This window comes from Microbacterium sp. UBA7513, assembly GCF_002478345.1.
In the GTDB taxonomy this organism is placed as follows: Bacteria; Actinomycetota; Actinomycetes; order Actinomycetales; family Microbacteriaceae; genus Microbacterium.
In genome coordinates this window covers 226,581-248,330 of sequence record NZ_DLNJ01000007.1, presented here as the reverse complement: position 1 = coordinate 248,330, position 21,750 = coordinate 226,581, and the positions used below count along the sequence as shown (strand labels likewise).

General features: G+C 70.1%; 18 protein-coding genes and 1 pseudogene. 14 read left to right on the top strand and 5 right to left on the bottom strand.

Going from position 1 to position 21,750, the window contains the following annotated elements; all coding sequences use genetic code 11:
- From B2W79_RS04025 to B2W79_RS04010, 4 genes and pseudogenes are all read left to right on the top strand, one after another.
- Window positions 1-289 (top strand): annotated as a pseudogene (locus tag B2W79_RS04025) (ABC transporter ATP-binding protein); the annotation flags it as partial.
- Entirely contained in the window at window positions 286-1,746 is a 1,461-nt protein-coding gene (locus B2W79_RS04020; protein ID WP_292787348.1) for an ABC transporter permease, read from the top strand. The pseudogene B2W79_RS04025 and the gene B2W79_RS04020, both read left to right, overlap by 4 nt.
- A gap of 18 nt (window positions 1,747-1,764) precedes the next feature.
- Window positions 1,765-2,424 (top strand): 2-phosphosulfolactate phosphatase, encoded by a 660-nt coding sequence (locus B2W79_RS04015; protein ID WP_071327560.1) that lies wholly within the window; start codon window positions 1,765-1,767, stop codon window positions 2,422-2,424.
- A 26-nt stretch (window positions 2,425-2,450) separates the two neighbouring features.
- Complete coding sequence (locus B2W79_RS04010) at window positions 2,451-2,885, top strand: DUF3054 domain-containing protein (RefSeq protein ID WP_071327559.1); 435 nt, start codon at window positions 2,451-2,453, stop codon at window positions 2,883-2,885.
- Between the two features lie 25 nt (window positions 2,886-2,910).
- Here B2W79_RS04010 and B2W79_RS04005 read toward each other — a convergent pair whose 3' ends face one another.
- The 4 genes from B2W79_RS04005 to B2W79_RS03990 all read right to left on the bottom strand — a co-directional run bounded on the left by B2W79_RS04005 (window position 2,911) and on the right by B2W79_RS03990 (window position 6,209).
- Window positions 2,911-3,399 (bottom strand): SprT-like domain-containing protein, encoded by a 489-nt coding sequence (locus B2W79_RS04005; protein WP_025104425.1) that lies wholly within the window; start codon window positions 3,397-3,399, stop codon window positions 2,911-2,913.
- 44 nt (window positions 3,400-3,443) lie between these two features.
- Window positions 3,444-3,971: a hypothetical protein gene (locus B2W79_RS04000; RefSeq protein WP_071327558.1), complete on the bottom strand. Its 528-nt coding sequence runs from the start codon at window positions 3,969-3,971 to the stop codon at window positions 3,444-3,446.
- An 81-nt stretch (window positions 3,972-4,052) separates the two neighbouring features.
- On the bottom strand, window positions 4,053-4,913 hold the full coding sequence (locus B2W79_RS03995; RefSeq protein ID WP_292787343.1) for a spermidine synthase: 861 nt from the start codon (window positions 4,911-4,913) through the stop codon (window positions 4,053-4,055).
- 30 nt (window positions 4,914-4,943) lie between these two features.
- A complete protein-coding gene (locus B2W79_RS03990; protein WP_292787340.1) occupies window positions 4,944-6,209 on the bottom strand; it encodes an LCP family protein in 1,266 nt (421 codons plus the stop codon).
- Between the two features lie 147 nt (window positions 6,210-6,356).
- On the opposite strand from B2W79_RS03990, the gene B2W79_RS03985 reads away from it, so the two are divergent.
- The 5 genes from B2W79_RS03985 to B2W79_RS03965 are packed head-to-tail and all read left to right on the top strand — an operon-like array spanning window position 6,357 to window position 11,861.
- A complete protein-coding gene (locus tag B2W79_RS03985) occupies window positions 6,357-7,646 on the top strand; it encodes a sugar ABC transporter substrate-binding protein (RefSeq protein ID WP_292787337.1) in 1,290 nt (429 codons plus the stop codon).
- 15 nt (window positions 7,647-7,661) lie between these two features.
- Window positions 7,662-8,636 (top strand): carbohydrate ABC transporter permease, encoded by a 975-nt coding sequence (locus tag B2W79_RS03980; protein WP_025104420.1) that lies wholly within the window; start codon window positions 7,662-7,664, stop codon window positions 8,634-8,636.
- A complete protein-coding gene (locus B2W79_RS03975; protein WP_025104419.1) occupies window positions 8,633-9,466 on the top strand; it encodes a carbohydrate ABC transporter permease in 834 nt (277 codons plus the stop codon). Before B2W79_RS03980 ends, B2W79_RS03975 begins: the two co-directional genes overlap by 4 nt.
- On the top strand, window positions 9,463-10,971 hold the full coding sequence (locus B2W79_RS03970) for a glycoside hydrolase family 3 protein (protein WP_292787332.1): 1,509 nt from the start codon (window positions 9,463-9,465) through the stop codon (window positions 10,969-10,971). Before B2W79_RS03975 ends, B2W79_RS03970 begins: the two co-directional genes overlap by 4 nt.
- A gap of 14 nt (window positions 10,972-10,985) precedes the next feature.
- Window positions 10,986-11,861, top strand: a complete 876-nt coding sequence (locus B2W79_RS03965) for a MurR/RpiR family transcriptional regulator (protein ID WP_071327553.1) — start codon at window positions 10,986-10,988, stop codon at window positions 11,859-11,861.
- A gap of 12 nt (window positions 11,862-11,873) precedes the next feature.
- Here the strand turns inward: B2W79_RS03965 and B2W79_RS03960 are convergent, their stop codons facing one another.
- Window positions 11,874-12,794, bottom strand: a complete 921-nt coding sequence (locus B2W79_RS03960) for a sugar kinase (RefSeq protein ID WP_071327552.1) — start codon at window positions 12,792-12,794, stop codon at window positions 11,874-11,876.
- Between the two features lie 167 nt (window positions 12,795-12,961).
- Between B2W79_RS03960 and B2W79_RS03955 the strand changes: the two genes are divergently transcribed.
- From B2W79_RS03955 to B2W79_RS03935, 5 genes are all read left to right on the top strand, one after another.
- Entirely contained in the window at window positions 12,962-14,635 is a 1,674-nt protein-coding gene (locus tag B2W79_RS03955; protein WP_071327551.1) for an ABC transporter substrate-binding protein, read from the top strand.
- A gap of 83 nt (window positions 14,636-14,718) precedes the next feature.
- Window positions 14,719-15,723: an ABC transporter permease gene (locus tag B2W79_RS03950; RefSeq protein ID WP_060922593.1), complete on the top strand. Its 1,005-nt coding sequence runs from the start codon at window positions 14,719-14,721 to the stop codon at window positions 15,721-15,723.
- 34 nt (window positions 15,724-15,757) lie between these two features.
- Window positions 15,758-16,723: an ABC transporter permease gene (locus B2W79_RS03945; RefSeq protein ID WP_071327550.1), complete on the top strand. Its 966-nt coding sequence runs from the start codon at window positions 15,758-15,760 to the stop codon at window positions 16,721-16,723.
- Complete coding sequence (locus B2W79_RS03940) at window positions 16,720-18,435, top strand: ABC transporter ATP-binding protein (protein ID WP_292787307.1); 1,716 nt, start codon at window positions 16,720-16,722, stop codon at window positions 18,433-18,435. The genes B2W79_RS03945 and B2W79_RS03940 overlap by 4 nt, the downstream gene beginning before the upstream one ends.
- 286 nt (window positions 18,436-18,721) lie before the next feature.
- Window positions 18,722-21,750 (top strand): DNA-directed RNA polymerase subunit beta (locus B2W79_RS03935; RefSeq protein ID WP_292787304.1); only part of this gene is annotated, 3,029 nt, incomplete at its 3' end.

Genomic DNA, 21,750 nt, shown 5'->3' with positions numbered 1-21,750 from the left:
GCAGCGCGTCGCGATCGCCCGGGCGCTCGCCACCGCTCCCGACCTCGTGTTCGCGGACGAGCCAACGGGCAACCTCGACTCCCAGACCGGACGGGAGGTGCTGCGCCTGCTCGCGGCCGCGAGCCGGGAGCACGGCCAGTCCATCGCGATGGTCACGCATGACGCGATCGCGGCGAGCCACGCCGACCGGGTCCTCTACCTCGGCGACGGCCGGATCGTGGCGGATCACCCGCGGCAGACCGCGGAGCAGATCTCGGCCTACATGCTCGCCGCGGAGGTGTCGGCATGACCGCGCTCGCCACGGTCGTCCCGGAGACGCGGACGACCGGTCCCCGGCTGGCCTGGCTCCGCGACCGCGGTATGGGCGCGAGCGTCCTCGTCGCCGCGCTCTCGTCCGCGTTCGGCGTCTTCCTCGTCGAGATCACGGCCTACATCGGCGCCGTGCTCCAGGCCGATCCGTTCATCGGCGACAGCGGCACGCTCGCGGTCGTCGTCGCGATCCTGTCGGTGCTGCTCACCGCCGTCGCGATGTACGTGGCCGCGATCGTCACGGCGAACACGTTCTCGACGATCATCGCGGGCCGCACCCGGCAGATCGCGCTCATGCGACTCATCGGGGCGACGGCTCGTGCGCAGCGGGCGGAGGTCGGCCGGCAGGGGCTCGTCGTCGGGCTCCTCGGCGCGGGGCTCGGCCTGCTCGCCGGACTCCTCCTCTCCGCGGCGGCCGTCCAGCTCGGCGGACAGCTCGTCGCCACCGCGCCGTCGTCCTTCTCGCTCGCCCAGCCCGCTCTCGCCCTCCCGGCGGTCGGTGTCGCGCTCACCACCTGGGCGGCCGCCTGGGTGGGGTCGCGTCGCGTGCTCGCGGTGACGCCGCTGCAGGCTCTGGGCGGTGCCGTCGAGCGCACCCGTGACGAGGTCTCCGGGCGCAAGGGCCGCCATGTCGGGGCCTGGGTCCTGCTGATCTCCGGCGCGGCTCTGCTCGCCGGCGGCGTCGTCCTCGGACTGGTCACACCGCTCGGCGTCGTGGTCGCGTTCTTCGGCGGCATCCTCTCCTTCACCGGGCTCGCTCTGGGGTCCGTGCTGTTCATGCCTCCGGTGCTCCGCCTCGTGGGGCGCCTGTTCGGGTCGAGCGCGACCGCGCGTCTCGCGGCTGAGAACGCCCTGCGGTACCCGGAGCGGTCGTCGCGGATGGCCATCGGCGTCGTCATGGGTGTGACCCTGGTGACGATGTTCGCGGTGGCGCTGGAGTCGTCGAAGCGCCTCATGACGAGCCAGACGACTGAGGAGATCCCACCGGAGTTCTTCGCCCCGTACGATGCGTTCGCCGCGATCATGATGGTGCTCGTCGCCGTCTCGGCCGTGATCGCCGCTGTCGGCCTCGTCAATCTCCTCACCATCGGCGTCGTGCAGCGGCGCCGTGAGCTCGGACTGCTGCGCTCGATCGGTCTGTCCAACCGCCAGGTGCGACGCATGGTGCTGCTGGAGGCGACGCACATCACGGTGGCGGCGACCCTCACCGGTCTCGTGCTCGGGGTGCTCTACGGGTGGATCGCGGCCCAGTCGCTGCTCGGCTCCGTGCCGGTCCTGCCGGAGTTCACGCCCGCGGGACTCGTCGCCCCGCAGGTGCCGTGGCTGCCGGTGGTGATCATCGTCGCCGCGACCGCGCTGCTCACGCTCGTGGCTGCCGCGACGCCGACCCGACTGGCGACCCGCGTGGCCCCGGTCGAGGCACTCGCCGCGGACTGACGGCTCTAGGCTGGACGGATGCCGTCGCCGTTCGATCAGTCCCCGTACCAGGTCCGACTCGACTGGGGGGTGTCCGGGCTCGCCCGCCTCGCGCCGGCCGACGTCGTCGTGGTGATCGACGTCCTCCGGTTCTCCTCGACGGTCGCCGATGCGGTGGCCGGGGGAGCGGAGGTCGAGCTGGCCGGAGCGCTCGACTGGTCGCGGAACGGGGCGGCGGTGGCAGCCGCCGCCCCGAGCGGGGCCACGGTCCTGCTGGGCGCGATCCGCAACGCCGGTGCCGTGGCGAGGGCCGTGCAGGTGGAGCAGGAACGCCGCCAGGGTCGCACCTCGGTGGCGCTGATCCCGGCCGGCGAGCTCGACGCCGCGGGGGAGCTGCGCGTCGCCGTGGAGGACCAGCTCGGGGCCGGAGCGATCGCCGCGGCGCTCACCGATCTCGGCATCGACCACACCGCCCCGGACGCCGCCGTGGCCGCGGAGGGCTTCCGCGCGCTGCGTCGTGCACTGAAGCACCTGATCGGGGCGACGGGCTCCGGTCGCGAGCTGCAGGCCGGGGTCTCGGCGACCCAGCGGATGCGGGCCGCCGGACTGGTGCCGACCAGCACCGCGGACGCCGCCGTCCTGGACGCGGTGGACGCCGTCCCCGTTCTGCGCGACGGGCGGTTCACGCGCTTCGAGTGAGCACGCGATCCGCGTAGGGTCGAGGAATGAGGTTCCTCCCCGCACTCCTCGTCGACGCCGTCCTCGTCCTCGTCTTCGCCGCCATCGGCCGCGCCTCCCACCAGGAGGACCCGGCAGGGTTCCTCCTCACGGCCTGGCCCTTCCTCGTGGCCCTGCTGCTGGGACACGCCGCCGCGCTGCTGCTCCCTGGGCGGCCGCGTCGGCCGTGGTCGCTGTCCTGGGGTGCGGTCGTCTGGGCGGTGACGGTCGTCGGCGGCATGCTGCTGCGGCTGCTCAGCGGAGACACCGCGGAGGTGCCCTTCATCATCGTGGCGACGCTCGTGCTCGCTGTGTTCCTGCTCGGCTGGCGTGGTCTCACCGCGCTCGTCCGTCGAAGCCGCGGCCACCGCGGCGCCGCGCCGGCCGAGGAGGACGGCTTCGCGTCCGAAGAGCAGCCGCGCTCCGGCGGTTCAGCCGTCTGACTGGGCGACCCCGCTCCCTCGGCCCTCAGCGGGGGGCCTGCGCGGCGAGGCGGGCGTCGGTCGTGATCTCGCGGCGCGTCCAGGCGAAGAGGTGCTGGGCATCGAACGTGCGGGAGCACCGGGCGCAGGACGTCGCTCGGCTCGGTCGGCGGTGTCGATACGTGACGTGACCGGCCGGGCAGCGGCCCACCCACGGGGCGAGCTCGACGGCGGTCTCCCCGCGGTGCGTCGTGCCGCCGACATAGCCCAGGTCGCGCGCCACGCGCTTCCAGGCGGGGCCGTGGGCGGCCTGGTGCCCGGCGAGGGCGTGGGCCACCTCGTGCAGGAGCACCTGATGGATCTCGTCGTCCTCGAAGCGGGCGGCGAGATACCGCGACACGGTGATGCGCTTGCGTGTGTAGTCGCACTGGCCGGCGCGACGCTTGGCGTGGTCGAAGTCGAACGACCAGCTGTCGTCGAGATGCAACCGGATCAGTGCCTCGCCCCAGACGCGCACGCGGTCAAGTTCCGCCATGCGCTCAGGCTAAGGCATGCCGCGGACACTCGGGCGCATCGGCGTCAGCCCGCGACGAGTTGCGCCGGACGACGGCGCTCCACGGCCTCGATGGCGAGGAGCACGGTTTCCAGCTCCCGGTCCTCCGCGCCGGACTCGCGCCGCAGGAAGAGCGACTGCTTGAAGCTCTCCCGCGCAGTCTCGTAGTCCTCGGCGTCGTAGGCGTTCTTGCCGTGGTGCTGATAGGCGAAAGCGGCGATCGACAGCCAGCGCTGCCCCTCCGCCTCCGCGGCGCAGGTCGCCAGCTCCTGCTCGGCGGCGGCGTATGCGCCCCGGTACTGCAGGATCGTCGCGTGCAGCACCCGAGCGCGGAGCACGTCCTTGCGGGTGCCGGCCATCCGGGCCTGCCGCACGGCTTCGTCGGCGAGCGCGAGGGCGTCGTCGAGGCGTCCCAGCACCTTGAGCAGCCAGACCCGCTCGAGCAGGGCGGGAAGGCTGCGCTGCTCCTCGATCTCGGCCAGGCGAGCGGCGCACTCATCGAGATCGACCCGTTCGCGGAGGCTCTCCTGGTCGTATCCCCGGATCAAACTCATTGCTCTCCTTCCGCGCGTCCCCGCACCTGTCCCCGTCCAGTCTGCCTGCCGCTTCCGTGCTCCTCGGGGCGGCGCGCCACGTCAGCGCAGGAACAGCGAGGCATCGGGCCGCGGGGACGCGACGGCGTCGGCGTCCGTGACGATCCGGGCGCCCTGGAGGAAGGCGCGGGCCTCGTCCCCCTGGGCGATCTTCGCGGGATGCGGACCCGCGGCGAGCATCCGGGGCAGCCACTCCGTCGGGAGAGGGGCGGCGGAGGCGGCCACGACGAGGTTGCCGAAGCGGCGGCCCTTGAGCACCTGGGTGTCAGCGAGGATCCCGATCTCCGGGAGCACCTCGGCGATGGTCGCGGCCTGGCGACGGGCGAACGCGAGACCGGGGCCGTCGGCCACGTTGACGAGCAGGACACCGCCGGGGGCGAGCAGCGCGGCGAGCTCCCGGTAGAACTCCACGCTCGTGAGGTGGGCGGGCGTCTGCGCGCCCGAGTACACATCCGAGACGACGAGGTCGACCGTGCCGACCAGCGCCGACGGGAGCTTCCGGACCCCCTCCCTCGCATCGCCGATCCGCAGCCGGATGGCCGCCCCCTTCGGCAGCGGGAGGTGCTCGCGGACGAGCTGCACCAGCGGAGCCTCCAGCTCGATGACCTGCTGGCGTGACCCGGGGCGGGTCGCATCGATGTACCGGGGGATGGTCAGGGCACCGGCTCCGAGGTGCACCGCGGTGAGCGGACCGGGGTGGAGCTGGTCGATCACCGCCCCCATCCGCACGATGTACTCGAAGTGCAGGTGCGTGGGGTCGTCGAGGTCGACGTGCGACTGCGGGGTGTCGTCCACGACGAGCTCGTAGCCGCTCGTGAACTCCGACGGGACGATCCGGGCGAGGCCGCCGTGGTCGAGGCGGGTCTGCGGGTGCTCGGCGTCCCGTGATCGCGTCCGTCCCATGCCGTCGAGCCTACGCCGCGCGGACCAGGGTCAGCGCTGGTTGCCCACCGCGCAGGTCTCCTGCTCGAGGGTCTGCCCCGACACCTCCGGCGGGAGCGTCGCGCGCGGGTCCGGCGTCGCGGTCGTTTCGGGAGTGGATTCCGTCTCCGGCGTCGTGGGCGCCGTGGGAGCGGGGGTGACGAGCTCGACGCCGCGGTGCGTCGTCACGTCGCCGGTGAGCTGGAGCGGCTGCCCGGCTCGCACCGCGTCCCACAGGGCGGCCGCGGCCGCCTCGTCCGGCACGACCTTGTCGTCGTCGAACGGATCGGCGATGTTCGGGTACTGCACGAACACGAAGTCGCTGAAGTTCACATCCTTGAGGGCGAGTGTGAGCTGGGCCAGGCGCAGCGGGTCGGCGAGCTCATCGCTGGGATCGATGTTGTCGGCGATGGCGTTCGTCAGTCGAAGCACCTTGGGGATGTCGGTCAGAGTGTCCTCGCTGAGCACCTTCTTGGCCAGCCGTGACATGTACTGCTGCTGGTTGGAGATGCGCGCGAGATCGCTCTCGTCCCCCACGCCGTGCCGGGTGCGGATGAACTGGAGGGCTTCCACGCCCGAGACCGTCCGCATGCCCGCGGGCCAGTCGATGCCGGTGTGACGATCTCGGATGCCGTCGCCGGCGATGCAGACCTCGACGCCGCCGATCGCATCCGTGACGGCCATGACGCCGTCGAAGCTGATCTTGGCGGCGAACTCGATGGGGATGTCGCCTAGTTCGCTCACGGTCTTCGCGATGCAGGAGAGGCCGGCGTGCTCGAACAGCGAGTTCATCGATGCCTTCTCCATCGCGGATGCGACGGAGCCGTCCTCACGGGTGCACTCCGGTACGGGGACGCCGAGGTCGCGGGGGAGCGAGACGACGGTCACGTTCCGGGGTGCGGCGGAGACGTGCACGAGGAGGTTCACGTCGTTCCGACTGAGTCCGTCCGCCTCGGCGCAGCGTTCGTCGAAGAGTGCGGTGGCCTTCGGGCCGCACTCGTCCGTCCCCACGATGAGGAGGCTGAAGGCCTTGTCGTCGGGATACGCGCCGAGGGTGGGCGGGTCGACCTGCGGGGCGCCCTCCAGGGTGACGGCCCCGTCGCCCACGCGGTTGAAGACGTCCCAGACGAGGAATCCCGCGACCGCCACGGTGGAGACGAGGACGACGGCGAGCCCGATCCCGAGGCCCCGCAGAATCCGAGAGGTCCGGCCGCGCGTCGACGGCGGTGCGTGCCGGGGGAGCGGAGGGCGGTCGGCGTCTGATCCACGGCGGGGCATGCGGGGAGCCTACCCCGGAGGCCTGATGTTACGGCGGTATGACGATTCTGGGAGGAACTTGCAGGGAATTAGTTAGTCGTGAATACTTTTTCCTATCCCCGGTACGCACCCGATGCACACCTGGACTTTCAAAGAGGAGATCCCCCCATGCACAAGCGCATTCTTCCGGCGGTGGCGCTCGGCGCCGCTGTCACGATCGCTCTGGCCGGCTGCGCCGGCGGCAGCGGCGACAACGGCTCGACCAACGGCGAGGGCCAGGAGCTGACGGTCTGGATCATGAAGGGGACCAACCCCGACGCGACCGCCTTCTACGACAAGGTGTCGGACGCCTTCGAAGAGGAGACCGGCGCGAAGGTCACCATCGAGGAGATCCAGTGGGCCGACGCCCACGACCGCTTCGTCACCTCGATCGCCGGCGGCACCACCCCGGACATCGCCGAGACCGGCACCACCTGGACCGCCGAGTTCGCCGACGCCGGCGCGCTCCTCCCGCTCGACGAGTACGTCGACGCCGAGGACGGCCTGCGCGACGACCTCGTCGAGGGCCTCGCCGTCGCCGGCACCTACGAGGACGAGCTCTACGGCATGCCGTGGTACGCGGGTGTCCGCTCCATCGTCTACCGCACCGACGTCTTCGAGGAGCTCGGTCTCGAGGCTCCGAAGACCTGGGACGACATCGTCGCCGCGGGCGAGGCCATCAAGGCCGCCAAGCCCGACATGCTGCCCTTCCCCGTCGCAGGTGACGCCGAGTTCCAGGTCTACCCCTGGGTCTGGGGCGCCGGCGGCGAGATCGCCACGAAGGACGGCGACACCTGGACCAGCGAGCTCGACAGCGCCAAGTCGCAGGCCGGCATCGAGTTCTACACGGGCCTGGCCACCGAGCACGGCTTCTCGTCGGCCGGTGCGACCACCTGGAAGGAGACCGACCTCCGGGACGCCTTCACGCAGGGCAACGTCGCGATGATGCTCTCCGGCTCGTGGACGCCGAACGCGCTCATCGAGGCCAACCCCGAGCTCGAGGGCAAGATCGGCGCGGCCGTGATCCCCGGCCAGGACGGCGGCATCGCTCCGTCCGTGCTCGGCGGCTCGCACCTGTCGGTGTTCAACACCACGAAGAACGCCGACCTCGCGTGGGAGTTCGTCAAGCTCATGACCACCGGTGAGTTCGCCGAGCAGTGGTCCGACGAGACCGGCTACTTCCCGGGCGTCCAGTCCGCGATGGAGGAGGCCCTCGCCTCGACCGACCCGCTGGTCGCTCCGTTCGCCGAGCAGATGGTCGACGGCGGCGCGTCCGTCCCGGTCACGCCGAACTTCGGCGCCGTGCAGGCGAAGAAGACCACCAACGCCATGATCCAGGCCATCCTCAGCGGGCAGAAGGACGTCGCGACCGCGACGAAGGACGCCGCCGCCGAGATGACCGAACTGCTCAACCAGTAAGGAACCACTCCTTCCATGTCGATGGTGCAAGCGCCACTGCCGGCCACGAAGGCGGAGCCCTCCTCCGCCTCCGTGGCCGGCGGCCGGAAGCGTCGGGGTCTCTCGATCGTCACGGCCCGCCCCTGGCTCCTCCTCGCCCCCGGGCTGATCATCCTCGCGGGGCTCATGCTCTGGCCGCTCGTGCAGGTGTTCCTCTACTCGCTGCAGGACTACGGTCTGCGCGAGATCAACACCGGTGAGAGCAACTGGATCGGGCTGGCCAACTACGCCGAGGCGCTCACCAATCCGACCCTGTGGACGGTGGTGCTCCCCAACACGGTCGGCTTCGCGGCCGTCGCGGTGTTCACCACCGTCGCACTCGGAACCCTCGTGGCGCTGCTGCTGGCGCGCCTGGGTACCGTGTGGCGCACCATCGTCTCCAGCTGCATCATGGTCGCGTGGGCGATGCCCGCCGTGACCGGAACGTACGTCTGGACCTTCATCTTCGATGCCGACCGCGGCATCTTCAACAGCGTCCTGCAGGACCTCGGCCTCATCGACGGCCAGGTCAACTGGTTCACCAACCAGTGGTCGTTCTACGCGATCGTGCTGCTGAACGTCGTCCACCACGGCTTCCCGTTCGTGGCCATCACCGTGCTCGCCGGGCTCCTGGGCGTCTCGAAGGAGATGCTCGAGGCTGCGGCGCTCGACGGAGCCGGCGCATGGCGCCGCTTCTGGAAGATCATCTTCCCGACACTCAAGCCCGTCTTCTCCGTCGTCATCATCCTGTCGACGATCTGGGACTTCAAGGTCTTCGCGCAGGTCTACCTCATGCCCGGCGGCAGCGGCGGCAACCGTCAGGTGCTCAACCTCGGCGTGTGGTCGTACGTGGAGTCGTTCGGTCAGAACCGCTACGGATTCGGCGCCGCGCTGGCCGTGCTGCTGACCCTCGTGCTGATCGGCATCACGATCGTCTACATCCGCTCCCTCATGAAGGAGGACGAGCTGTGAACCCCCGCCCCAGGCTCCGGTCGCGCATCGGACTCGGCATCGGCGTCGCCGCCGTCCTCGTCTTCACCCTGTTCCCCGTCTACTGGATGGTCTCCAGTGCGTTCGACGCCAAGGCGTCCAGCGGCGGTCAGTCGCTCCTCCCGCAGGAGTTCACGTGGGACAACTTCGCCTTCGTGCTCACGGAGGGCGGCTTCGGCACGTACCTGCGCAACTCGGCGATCGTGGCCCTCGTCACCGTCCTCGTCAGCGCCATCGTCTGCCTGCTCGCGGCGGTCGCCGTCGCGCGCTTCCGCTTCAAGTTCCGCACCACGGTCCTGATGATGATCCTCGTGGTGCAGATGGTGCCGCTCGAGGCACTCGTCATCCCGCTGTTCCTCCAGGTCAAGAGCCTCGGTCTGCTCAACAGCATCATCGGCCTGATGGTCGTCTACGTGGCGCTGTCGCTCGCGTTCGGCATCTGGATGCTGCGCGGCTTCGTCGCGGCCGTCCCGGTCGAGCTCGAGGAGGCCGCCTACATCGACGGCGCGAGCTGGTGGCGGATGTTCCGCTCCATCCTGCTGCCGCTCGTGATGCCCGGCCTCGTCGCGACGAGCATCTTCAGCTTCATCACGGCGTGGAACGAGTTCATCTTCGCCATGACGATCCTCGGCGCGCAGACCGACCAGTACACGGTCTCGATCGGCCTCAAGTCGTTCTTCGGCTTGTACTCGAACGACTGGGGCAGCATCATGGCCGCCTCGACGATCATCACCGTCCCCGTCATGATCTTCTTCGTCATCGTGCAGCGCCGGCTCTCCGCCGGCATGGTCGCCGGGGCGGTGAAGGGATGACCGACGAGCTTGAACGTCTCGCGAACGGCGTGCTCTGGCCCGGGTTCCTCGGCACCACGGCCCCCGCCTGGCTCGTGGAGGAGCTGCGCGACGGCCTGGCGGGCGTCGTGTACTTCGGTCAGAACGTCGGTGAGGGGCTGTCCGCGCTGAGTGCGCAGATCGTCGACGCCAACCCGCACGCCCTGATCGGCGTCGACGAGGAGGGCGGCAGCGTCACCCGCCTGGAGTCCGGAAGCGGCTCCACCCTCCCCGGTGCCGCACAGCTCGGCGCCCTCGACGACGTCGTCGCGTCGGAGCGGACCGGGGCGGAGCTCGCCCGCCGCGTGCGCGCCGTCGGTGCGAACGTCGTGCTCGGTCCGGTCGCCGACGTCAACACCGACCCGCGCAACCCCGTCATCGGCGTGCGCTCGTTCGGGGCCGAGGAGGCGCTGGTGACGCGTCACGTCGTCGCCACGGTCGACGGCATCCAGGACGGCGGGGCGGCCGCGTGCGTCAAGCACTTCCCCGGTCACGGCGACACCCACCTCGACTCCCACCACGCCCTGCCTGAGATCGCTCTCGACGTGGCCGAGTACGAGCGCGTGCACCTCGAGCCGTTCCGCGCCGCCGTCGAGGCGGGGGTGGACGCGATCATGACCGCGCACATCGTCGTCCCCGCGTGGGGCGCGCAGCCGGCCACCCTCAACCCGCGCGTGCTCGGCATGCTGCGAGAGTGGGGCTTCCGGGGCGTCATCATCACCGACGCGCTGGACATGGCCGCGATCCGCGAGACCGTCGGACTCGGCGGGGGCGCCGCCCTCGCTCTGGCCGCCGGTGCCGACCTGCTGTGCATCGGCAACCCGACCAACCCCGGCGAGGCCGCTCTTCCCGACCAGGACCGGCGCGACTTCCTCGCCGCCCGCGACGGGATCGTCGCCGCGCTGCGGGACGGCTCGCTCTCCCGGGAGCGCGTCGAGGAGGCCGCCGCGCGGGTGTCGGCCCTCGCGAACCGACTGCGCATGAGCGCAACCCCGGACGAGGGAGCCGCCGCGTTCGACGCCGCCGAGATCGTCCGTCGGTCCGTGTCGCTCGCCGGCGTTGCCCCCGAGGCCGCGGAGGCCCTGGCGGTGATCGATGCGCGACGTCGCTCGACGCTCGCGGTGGACAGCGCCGCATCGTACGTCGCGGAGGCGCTCGCGGGAGACGGCATCCGCGTGCGGCTCGACGTGGCCGCACGCCCCGTGGCCGAACAGGACGCCGTGATCGACGAGGTCGCCGCGGCGACCGGCACGACGGTCGTCCTCGTGGATCGACCGGATGCCGAGCCGGCGCAGCGGGCGCTGATCGAGCGGACCGCGCTCCGGGACCCGGATGCGGTCGTGGTGAACGTCGGCCTGCCCGTGCAGGAGCCGCTGCCGCTGCCGACCGTCGAGGTCGGCGCCGCCAGCCGGCTCGGCGCTCAGACCGCGCGGGACGCGCTCCTCGGCCGCTTCCGGCCGCGACAGAGGACGACCGCCGCCGGTTGAGACGGGATCAGCGCATGGACGACGACGTTCTGGCCGTGGTGCGGCGCTCCCTCCCCAAGCTCAGCGCGGCGGAGGGACGCGTCGCCGAGAGGATCCTCGGAGACCCCACCCTCGTGGTGGATCTCGCGATCAACGACCTCGCGCAGCTCTGCCAGACCTCGCTGTCGACCGTCGCGCGCTTCGCGCAGTCGCTCGGCTACAGCGGCTACCGGGAGCTGAGGGTCGCCGTCGCGCGGGCGGTCACCCTGGCCCAGGCGCAGCAGGCCCGGTTCGGACTCGACTCCACGGCGATCGACCGGGACGACGGACCGGCGGCGATCGCCGCGAAGCTCGCGGCGCAGGAGATCGACGCGATCGAGAAGACGGCCAGGGCCCTCGATGCGGACGCGCTCGACCGGGTGGCGCGGGCGGTGGTCGTCGCCCGGCACATCGACCTGTTCGGGCAGGCGGCGTCGTCGCTGACCGCCCAGGACCTCCAGCTCAAGCTCTCCCGGATCGGCTGCTCGGTGACCCACTCGGCCGATCCGCACCTCGCGGTCACCGCGGCCGCGCTGCGGTCCTCCGCGGATGTGGCGATCGCCTTCTCGCACGGCGGCGAGACGGCCGAGACGGTCCGTGCCCTGGAGGTCGCGCGGGCCGCGGGCGCCCTTGCGGTGGCCGTGACGAGCGCTGCCGACTCCCCGCTCGCGGCCCTCGCCGACGTCGTGCTCCTCAGCCAGGCGCAGGAATCGCCGTACCGGATGGCCGCCATGTCGAGCCGGATCGCGCAGCTCGCGCTCATCGATGTGCTGTTCGTGCGCATCGTGCAGTACCGGGGCGAGCACGTCGCAGTGTCGTTGCAGCGCACGCACGACGCGGTCCCGCCGCGTCACGGCCGCCACGCGGACTGAGCCGTCGCCGGATCAGTCGACGTGGTCGCGCGTGCTGGCGATCGCGCGCGTCGCGATGCGGTGGGCGCGGGCCAGGCTTCCGTGCAGCGTCAGGCCGGTGAGGACGCCGGCGAGGAAGCCGGCGGCGAAGGCGTCGCCCGCCCCGATCGTCTCCACCACCGGCACATCGAGGGCATCGCTCGCGGCGCGCTCGGCGCCGTCGAACGCCACGGCGCCGGCGGGGTCGGTCACGACCAGGTAGCGCGGCTCGGGGAACAGCGTGCGCAGGTCGTCCGGCGCGCTCGTCCCGAACACGGCCTCGGCGTCGGGGCGGGTGCAGAACAGGACGTCGGCGCGGTGGGCGAGATCGGTGAGGACGGCGCGTCCGTCGTCTTCCCGGCCCCGCCACAGCGCGGGGCGCCAGTTCAGATCGAAGCTGACGAGACGGCCGGGGCGCGGCGCCGCGACCAGGGCCTCCTGGGCCGCGCGTGCGGAGGGCGAAAGCGCAGGCGTGATGCCGGAGGTGTGCACGAGGGCCGCCGCGGCGAGCAGATCCACCGCCACGGGCGACTCCAGCGACGCCGGCGACAGCGCCGCCGCGGCCGACCCGGCACGGTAGTAGTGCATCGTCCCCTCCACGGCGCCGTCCGCCCGCGGTGAGAGCTCCTTGACGTAGATCCCCGTCGGTGCGACCGGGTCGACCTCCACGGCCCGATCGTCCACGCCGTGCGCACGGAGCTCGGCGGTGAGGAAGCGTCCGAAGCCGTCGTCGCCGACGCGGGACACGACCGCGGTGCGGATGCCGGCGGAGGCCAGCGCGATCGCGGTGTTCCACTCGGCCCCGGCGAGGGAGCGGTGGAACGTGCGGCAGGATTCGAGCGGTCCGGCGGTGGCGGCGACGAGGGCGACCAGGCCCTCGCCCAGGCACACGACGCGGGGAGTGGTGTCCGGCACGTTCTGGACATTACCGGATCACGGGCGGCCCCGCGTCGATACCGGATCGCAACATCGGACTCTTGGCATCCGCCTGGCCGCTGGGTACCTTCGAGGAATCACCGTCTCCGCGGCGACGATGCCCGGAGACGCGCAAGGAAGCGCCCGACAGGGAAGGTCATACACCCATGCACCAGTCAGCCATGCCTCGGCGAGGAATCGCCGTCATCACCGGAGCGACCATCGCCGCTCTCGCTCTCGCCGGATGTGTCGCCAGCGAGCGCGGGGACAACGGGTCGGAGGGTTCCGGTGATGTCGACGGCACGTTCGTCTTCGCCGCCTCGTCCGATCCCGCGAGCCTCGACCCGGCGTTCGCGCAGGACGGCGAGACCTTCCGCGTCTCGCGCCAGATCTTCGAGGGTCTGGTGGGCACGGAGCCCGGCACGGCCGACCCGGCCCCGCTGCTGGCGGAGTCGTGGGAGTCGTCCGAGGACGGCATGTCCCACACCTTCGCGCTGAAGGAGGGCGTGACCTTCCAGGACGGCACCCCGTTCAACGCCGAGGCGGTCTGCGCCAACTTCGACCGCTGGTACAACTGGACCGGTCTCGCCGCCTCCGAGGCCTTCGGGTACTACTACAACAAGCTCTTCAAGGGCTACGCCTCCAACCCGGAGGACGCGGTCTACAAGTCCTGCACGCCCGACGGCGAGAACTCCGTCACGATCGAGTTGAACAAGCCGTTCGCCGGCTTCATCGCCTCGCTGTCGCTCCCGGCCTTCGGCATGCAGAGCCCCTCGGCGATGCAGGAGTTCGGCGCGGACGAGGTCGGCGGCACCGCCGAGGCGCCGCAGCTGTCCGAGTACGCCATGGGCCACCCGGTCGGCACAGGCCCCTACCAGTTCGAGGAGTGGGCGCCGGGCGAGCAGGTCACGCTCAAGGCCTACGACGACTACTGGGGCGAGGCCGGCCAGATCGACGAGATCATCTTCCGCACCATCGACGACCCGACGGCGCGTCGCCAGGCGCTCGAGTCGGGCTCCATCGACGGCTACGACCTCGTGGGCCCCGCCGACACGAAGGCCCTGGAGGAGGACGACTTCACCATGGTGTCGCGTCCCCCGTTCACGATCCTCTACCTCGCCTTCAACCAGGCGATCCCGGAGCTGCAGGACCCGAAGGTGCGTGAGGCGCTGTCCTACGCGATCGACAAGGACGCGCTGATCAGCCAGGTCCTCCCGGAGGGCACCGAGAAGGCGACGCAGTTCGTCCCGCCGGTGGTCAACGGCTACAACGACGAGGTCACGACCTACGACTACGACCCGGAGAAGGCCAAGGAGCTGCTCGCGGAGGCCGGCTACGACGAGGCGAACCCGCTGGCGCTGGACTTCAACTACCCGGTCAACGTCTCGCGTCCGTACATGCCGGACCCCGAGCAGATCTACACCGTCCTGTCGTCGCAGCTCTCCGAGGTCGGCGTGGAGACCACCCCGGTCTCCGAGGAGTGGGTCGAGTACCTCGACCGCACCACCGGCACTTCCGACCACGGCATCCACCTGCTCGGCTGGACCGGCGACTACAACGACACCGACAACTTCGTCGGCGTGTTCTTCGGACAGAAGAGCTCCGAGTGGGGCTTCGACAACCCGGAGCTGTTCCAGGCGCTGACCGAGGCGCGCGGGGTCTCCAACCTCGACGACCAGACGGCGCTCTACGAGGACATCAACGAGATGGTCGCGGAGTTCATCCCCGGCGTCCCGCTCGCTCACCCCGCGCCGACGCTCGCCTTCGACCCGCGCGTCGAGAGCTACCCCGCCAGCCCGGTGAACGACGAGGTCTTCACGGACATCGTCCTCACGAAGTAGGCCTGACCATTTGATATGCCGAGCCCCGGTTCCGCTCTCGCGGGACCGGGGCACGGCGTACCTTCTGATCGACGGAGAACTCTGTGCTGCGCACCATCGGCAGGCGACTGCTGTTCCTCATCCCCACCCTGTTCGGGCTCAGCATCCTGCTGTTCGCCTGGGTCAGGGCCCTCCCCGGCGGCCCCGCGGTCGCCCTCCTCGGCGAGAAGGCCACCCCGGAGGCCATCGCCAGGGTCAACGAGCTCTACGGCTTCAACAAGCCCCTCATCGAGCAGTACTTCATCTGGGTCACCCGGCTGCTGCAGGGCGACTTCGGCACGTCCATCCAGACCAACCGGCCGGTCACGGAGGAGTTCCTCCGCCGTTTCCCCGCGACGATCGAGCTGAGCGTCGCGGCGCTCATCTTCGCGATCGGCGTCGGCATCCCGCTCGGGTACTGGGCTGCCCGTCGCCACGGCAAGTTCACCGATCACGCGTCGGTCGTGCTGAGCCTCATCGGCATCACGATCCCGGTCTTCTTCCTGGCCTTCATCCTCAAGTACGTCTTCGCCGTCCAGCTGGGGTGGCTGCCCTCGGACGGCCGGCAGGATCCCCGGATCGATGCGACCCATCCCACCGGCTTCTACGTCTGGGACGGCATCATCACGGGGGAGTTCGACGCCGCGTGGGATGCGATCCTCCATCTGATCCTCCCGGCGCTCGCCCTCGGCACCATCCCGCTCGCGATCATCGTCCGCATCACCAGGGCGAGCGTGCTGGAGGTGCAGAACGCCGACTACGTGCGGACGGGGCGGGCCAAGGGCGTGGGCTCGGCGACGCTGCGCAGCCGGTTCATCCTCCGGAACGCCATGCTGCCGGTCATCACGACGATCGGTCTGCAGACCGGACTGCTCATCTCCGGGGCGGTGCTCACCGAGACGGTCTTCGCCTTCCCCGGCATCGGGTCGTTCCTCGCGCGGGCCATCTTCACGCGCGACTTCCCGGTGCTGCAGGGGTTCATCATCTTCATCGCGATCGCCTACGCCCTCATCAACCTGGCCGTGGACGTGTCGTACAGCTTCATCGATCCGAGAGTGAGGGTGCAGTGATGTCCTCCTCCCTCATCCGAAAGGAGGCGCTCGCATGAGCATCGCCCTCCCACCCGCACAGGGCCCGTCCGCCGAGAGCGGCGGGAGCATCGACACCGTCGCGATCGCCCAGGCCGACCTCAAGGACGGCGGCGGCGGCTTCTGGCGCGACGTCTTCCGACGGCTCCGGCACAATCCGACGGCGTGGATCGGCGCGGTCATCGTGCTCCTCTTCCTGCTCGTCGCGGTGCTCGCGCCGGTCCTCGCTCCGTACCCCGAGACCGCGCTCCCGGGGGCGAAGGAGATCACGCCCACGCACATCCCCGGCCCGGGGGAGCTGCCGCAGTTCCCGCTCGGTCTGGACCGGTTCGGCGGCGACGTGCTGTCGAAGCTCATCTGGGGCGCGCAGGCGTCGCTGCTGATCGGCGTCGTCTCCACCGCGATGGGCCTCGTCGGCGGCATGATCCTCGGACTCCTCGCCGGCACGTTCGGCGGCTGGGTCGACACGGTCATCATGCGCGTCGTCGACATCATCCTCTCGGTGCCGAACCTCCTGCTGGCGGTGTCGATCGCCGCGATCCTCGGACAGACGCCGTACGCCGTGATGATCGCCATCGGGGCCTCCCAGGTGCCGATCTTCGCGCGCCTGCTGCGGGCGTCCATGCTCCAGCAGCGCTCCAGCGACTACGTGCTCTCGGCGCAGACCCTCGGTCTCGGCCGCGGCCGGATCACGATGTCGCACGTCCTCCCGAACGCGATCGGGCCCGTGATCGTGCAGGGCACCCTGACCCTGGCCACCGCCGTGATCGATGCGGCGGCGCTGTCGTTCCTCGGCCTCGGCGGCGGCGGCCCCGCGACGGCCGAATGGGGCCGCATGCTCACGTACGCGCAGGCGGAGCTGGCGATCGCCCCGTGGCTGGCGTTCCTCCCCGGCATCTGCATCGCCGTCACCGCGCTCGGCTTCACCCTGCTCGGTGAGGCCCTGCGCGAAGCCATGGACCCGAGGACGAGGGCACGATGAACATCCGCGACGAGGGCGCCGTGCGCGCCGCGAAGGAGAACGGCATGGCGGACGAGCCCCTGCTGTCGGTCGAGGGCCTGGCGGTGGACTTCGCCACCATGGACGGCGTCGTGCACGCCGTCGAGGGCGTCGACCTCGAGATCCGCCCCGGGGAGACCGTGGCGATCGTCGGCGAGTCCGGTTCCGGCAAGTCGACCACCGCGATGGCGATCATCGGGCTGCTCGCGGGCGGAGGGAAGGTGGCCGCCGGCAGCATCAAGCTCGACGGGCGGGACATCTCCCGCGCCTCCGAGAGCGAGTTGCGAACGATCCGCGGACGGGACATCGGCCTCGTGCCGCAGGACCCCATGTCGAACCTCAACCCGGTCGCGAAGATCGGCACCCAGGTCGCCGAGACGCTGCTCGCCCACGGCCTCGCCACCCGGCAGAACGTGCAGGCCAAGGTCGTCGAGGCGCTGACCGCCGCCGGTCTTCCGGATCCGGAGCGCCGGGCCAAGCAGTATCCGCACGAGTTCTCCGGGGGCATGCGGCAGCGGGCGCTCATCGCCATCGGGCTGGCGTGCAAGCCGCGGCTGCTCATCGCGGACGAGCCCACCAGCGCCCTGGACGTGACGGTGCAGCAGACCATCCTCGACCAGATCGGCGAGATGACGAGGGAGCTGGGCACGGCCGTGCTCCTCATCACGCACGACCTCGGGCTCGCGGCGGAACGCGCCGAGCGGGTGATCGTGATGCACCGAGGCAAGGTCGTGGAGCAGGGCCCCGCGCGGCAGATCCTCGAGGATCCGCAGCATCCGTACACCCAGTCGCTCGTGAAGGCGGCGCCCTCGGTGGCGGTGGCACGGCTGCGCCCCGAGGCCTTCGTCCGCGGCGCTTCGACAGGCTCAGCGTCGCAGTCGGCCCCGGGGTCCCTGAGCTCGTCGAAGGGCAACATCGTCGAGATCGAGAACCTCACGAAGGTGTACCCGGTGCGCGGCAAGCACGAGGACTTCGTCGCCGTCGACGACGTCTCGCTCGCGATCCCGCGTGGGGAGACCGTCGCGATCGTGGGGGAGTCCGGATCGGGCAAGACCACGACCGCGCGCATGCTGCTCAAGGTCATCGAGCCCACGAGCGGCCTCATCCGCTACGAGGGCAAGGACATCTCGACACTGAGCCGCGCGGAGACGAAGGACTTCCGGCAGCGGGTGCAGCCGATCTTCCAGGATCCGTACTCCAGCCTGAACCCCATGTTCACGATCGAGCGTCTGATCGCGGAGCCGCTGGAGTTCTACAAGCGGGGGAGCGGGGCGGAACGGCGCACGCGCGTGCGGCAGCTCCTGGACGACGTCGCGCTGCCGCAGTCGATGCTGCGGCGCTACCCGTCCGAGCTCTCCGGCGGCCAGCGGCAGCGTGTCGCGATCGCGCGGGCGCTGGCCCTGTCGCCGGACCTCATCGTGTGCGACGAGCCCGTGTCGGCGCTCGACGTGCTCGTGCAGGACCAGATCCTGCGGCTGCTGGGCGACCTGCAGCGCGAGTACGGGCTGAGCTACCTGTTCATCTCGCACGACCTCGCGGTGGTGCGGCTCATCAGCGACTACGTGTGCGTGATGAAGGACGGGAAGCTCGTGGAGGCTGCGTCGTCGGAGGAGATCTTCACGAACCCCCGCGACCCCTACACGCGCCGCCTCCTCGCCTCGATCCCCGGCAACGAGCTCAACATCGCGTCCTGATCGTCCCTGACCCGAGACCCCGGTTTCGCGCCGAAACCCCGCCCTGCCTCCGCGGCGAGGGCGGGGTTTCGGCGCGGAAGCGGGGTCTCGGCGGTCCCATTACCGCAGCATCGAAGATTGGTCAAGGATTGCGCTTGCCATGTCGCGAGATCGCGTCTATAGTTGGTAGTTGCGCTCGCTTCTCCCTGCCCTCATATGGTGGTCGGCATCTCGTGAGCTTCTGAGCGCACTCCACCTGACGACAAAGGAATCGAGAAGCCCTGCGGGGCTCACGGAGGTTATTCCCTTGGCTGCTGCTCCCAACGCATCCACATCCACCACCACCAAGAACGGACGCGGAGCTTCCCGTCTCTCGTTCGCCAAGATCTCCGACACGCTGACGGTCCCCGACCTTCTCGCCCTGCAGACCGAGTCCTTCGGTTGGCTGGTCGGCAACGACGCCTGGAAGGCGCGCGTGGCCGAGGCCAAGGCCGCCGGTCGCACCGACGTGAACGAGAACAGCGGTCTGGGCGAGATCTTCGAGGAGATCTCCCCGATCGAGGACCTCGGCGAGACGATGCAGCTGTCGTTCACGAACCCGTACCTCGAGCCCGAGAAGTACTCCATCGAGGAGTGCAAGGAGCGCGGCAAGACGTACGCGGCCCCGCTCTACGTCGAGGCCGAGTTCATGAACCACCTCACGGGTGAGATCAAGACCCAGACGGTCTTCATGGGCGACTTCCCGCTGCAGACCGACAAGGGCACGTTCATCATCAACGGCTCCGAGCGCGTCGTCGTCTCGCAGCTCGTGCGCTCGCCGGGTGTCTACTTCGACAAGACCCCCGACAAGACGTCCGACAAGGACATCGTCTCGGCGCGCGTCATCCCGAGCCGTGGTGCCTGGCTCGAGTTCGAGATCGACAAGCGCGACCAGGTCGGTGTGCGTGTCGACCGCAAGCGCAAGCAGTCCGTCACGGTCTTCCTCAAGGCTCTGGGCATGACCAGCGAGGAGATCCTCGCGGAGTTCGCCGGCTACACCTCCATCGAGGAGACGCTCGCGAAGGACACGATCGTCACCAAGGAAGACGCGCTGCGCGACATCTACCGCAAGCTGCGTCCGGGCGAGCAGGTGGCCGCCGAGGCCGCCCGCGCGCTGCTCGACAACTTCTACTTCAACCCGAAGCGCTACGACCTCGCCAAGGTCGGCCGGTACAAGATCAACCACAAGCTGGGTCTCGACACCCCGCTGACGGAGTCGGTGCTGACGGTGCAGGACATCGTCGCCACGATCAAGTACCTCGTGCGTCTGCACGCGGGCACCGAGGAGACCTTCGAGGGCATCCGCGGCGGCAAGAAGACCGAGATCCGTCTCGCGACCGACGACATCGACAACTTCGGCAACCGTCGCATCCGCGCGGTCGGCGAGCTGATCCAGAACCAGGTCCGCACGGGTCTGTCCCGCATGGAGCGCGTCGTCCGCGAGCGCATGACCACGCAGGACATCGAGGCCATCACGCCGCAGACCCTGATCAACGTGCGCCCCGTCGTCGCCGCGATCAAGGAGTTCTTCGGAACCTCGCAGCTGTCGCAGTTCATGGACCAGAACAACCCGCTCGCGGGTCTGACCAACAAGCGTCGTCTGTCGGCCCTGGGCCCCGGTGGTCTGAGCCGCGACCGCGCCGGCGTCGAGGTCCGTGACGTCCACCCCTCGCACTACGGCCGCATGTGCCCGATCGAGACGCCGGAAGGCCCGAACATCGGTCTGATCGGTGCGCTCGCGACCTTCGCGCGCATCAACTCGTTCGGCTTCATCGAGACCCCGTACCGCAAGGTCGTCGACGGTGTCGTGACCGACCAGATCGACTACCTGACCGCCTCCGAGGAGGTCGACTTCAACATCGCGCAGGCCAACGCGCCGCTCGATGCGAAGGGTCGCTTCCGCGAGAGCCACGTGCTCGCGCGCCCCAAGGGCGGCAGCGGTGAGGTCGACCTGTTCCTCCCGGAGGAGATCGGCTACATCGACGTCTCGCCGCGCCAGATGGTGTCGGTCGCGACCTCGCTCGTGCCGTTCCTCGAGCACGACGACGCGCAGCGCGCGCTCATGGGCGCCAACATGCAGCGTCAGGCCGTGCCGCTGCTGCGCAGCGACTCGCCGCTCGTCGGAACCGGTATGGAGGGCTACACCGCCATCGACGCCGGTGACGTGATCACCGCCGAGAAGGCCGGTGTCGTCTCCGAGGTCTCCGCGGACCGCGTCGTGGTCATGCTCGACGAGGGCGGGACGCAGGAGTACCACCTGCGCAAGTTCGACCGCTCGAACCAGGGCACCTCCTACAACCAGAAGGTCGTCGTCAACGCCGGTGAGCGCGTGGAGGTCGGAGAGGTCATCGCCGATGGCCCCGCCACCGAGAACGGCGAGCTCGCCCTCGGGAAGAACCTCCTCGTCGCGTTCATGACGTGGGAGGGCTACAACTTCGAGGACGCCATCATCCTGAGCCAGGACCTGGTGAAGGACGACACCCTCTCCTCGATCCACATCGAGGAGTACGAGGTCGACGCCCGCGACACCAAGCTCGGCAAGGAGGAGATCACCCGTGACCTCCCCAACGTCAGCCCGGAGCTGCTGAAGGACCTCGACGAGCGCGGCATCATCCGCATCGGCGCCGAGGTCCGCCCCGGCGACATCCTCGTCGGCAAGGTCACGCCCAAGGGCGAGACCGAGCTGTCGGCCGAGGAGCGTCTGCTCCGCGCGATCTTCAACGAGAAGAGCCGCGAGGTCCGCGACACGTCGCTGAAGGTGCCCCACGGTGAGCAGGGCACCATCATCGCGGTCAAGGAGTTCAACGCCGAGGACGGCGACGACGAGCTCGGCTCCGGCGTGAACCGCCGGGTCGTGGTCTACATCGCCCAGAAGCGCAAGATCACCGAGGGCGACAAGCTCGCCGGCCGCCACGGCAACAAGGGTGTCATCGCGAAGATCCTCCCCATCGAGGACATGCCGTTCCTCTCGGACGGCACGCCGGTCGACATCGTGCTGAACCCGCTCGGCATCCCTGGACGAATGAACTTCGGTCAGGTGCTGGAGACCCACCTCGGGTGGATCGCCAAGCAGGGCTGGAAGGTCGAGGGCACTCCGGAGTGGGCTGGGAAGCTCCCGCAGGAGGCGTTCGAGGCCGCACCAGGCACGAAGGTCGCGACCCCGGTGTTCGACGGTGCGAGCGAGGAGGAGATCTCCGGTCTCCTCGACTCGACGCTCCCGACGCGCGACGGCGTCCGTCTGATCGACTCGAGCGGGAAGACGCAGCTGTTCGACGGCCGCTCCGGCGAGCCGTTCCC

Bases quoted from the DNA above. Each gene is read 5' to 3' on its own strand.
- B2W79_RS04020 (WP_292787348.1), top strand. From the start codon at position 286: ATGACCGCGCTCGCCACGGTCGTCCCGGAGACGCGGACGACCGGTCCC.
- B2W79_RS04015 (WP_071327560.1), top strand. From the start codon at position 1,765: ATGCCGTCGCCGTTCGATCAGTCCCCGTACCAGGTCCGACTCGACTGG.
- B2W79_RS04010 (WP_071327559.1), top strand. From the start codon at position 2,451: ATGAGGTTCCTCCCCGCACTCCTCGTCGACGCCGTCCTCGTCCTCGTC.
- B2W79_RS04005 (WP_025104425.1), bottom strand. From the start codon at position 3,399: ATGGCGGAACTTGACCGCGTGCGCGTCTGGGGCGAGGCACTGATCCGG.
- B2W79_RS04000 (WP_071327558.1), bottom strand. From the start codon at position 3,971: ATGAGTTTGATCCGGGGATACGACCAGGAGAGCCTCCGCGAACGGGTC.
- B2W79_RS03995 (WP_292787343.1), bottom strand. From the start codon at position 4,913: ATGGGACGGACGCGATCACGGGACGCCGAGCACCCGCAGACCCGCCTC.
- B2W79_RS03990 (WP_292787340.1), bottom strand. From the start codon at position 6,209: ATGCCCCGCCGTGGATCAGACGCCGACCGCCCTCCGCTCCCCCGGCAC.
- B2W79_RS03985 (WP_292787337.1), top strand. From the start codon at position 6,357: ATGCACAAGCGCATTCTTCCGGCGGTGGCGCTCGGCGCCGCTGTCACG.
- B2W79_RS03980 (WP_025104420.1), top strand. From the start codon at position 7,662: ATGTCGATGGTGCAAGCGCCACTGCCGGCCACGAAGGCGGAGCCCTCC.
- B2W79_RS03970 (WP_292787332.1), top strand. From the start codon at position 9,463: ATGACCGACGAGCTTGAACGTCTCGCGAACGGCGTGCTCTGGCCCGGG.
- B2W79_RS03965 (WP_071327553.1), top strand. From the start codon at position 10,986: ATGGACGACGACGTTCTGGCCGTGGTGCGGCGCTCCCTCCCCAAGCTC.
- B2W79_RS03955 (WP_071327551.1), top strand. From the start codon at position 12,962: ATGCACCAGTCAGCCATGCCTCGGCGAGGAATCGCCGTCATCACCGGA.
- B2W79_RS03945 (WP_071327550.1), top strand. From the start codon at position 15,758: ATGAGCATCGCCCTCCCACCCGCACAGGGCCCGTCCGCCGAGAGCGGC.
- B2W79_RS03940 (WP_292787307.1), top strand. From the start codon at position 16,720: ATGAACATCCGCGACGAGGGCGCCGTGCGCGCCGCGAAGGAGAACGGC.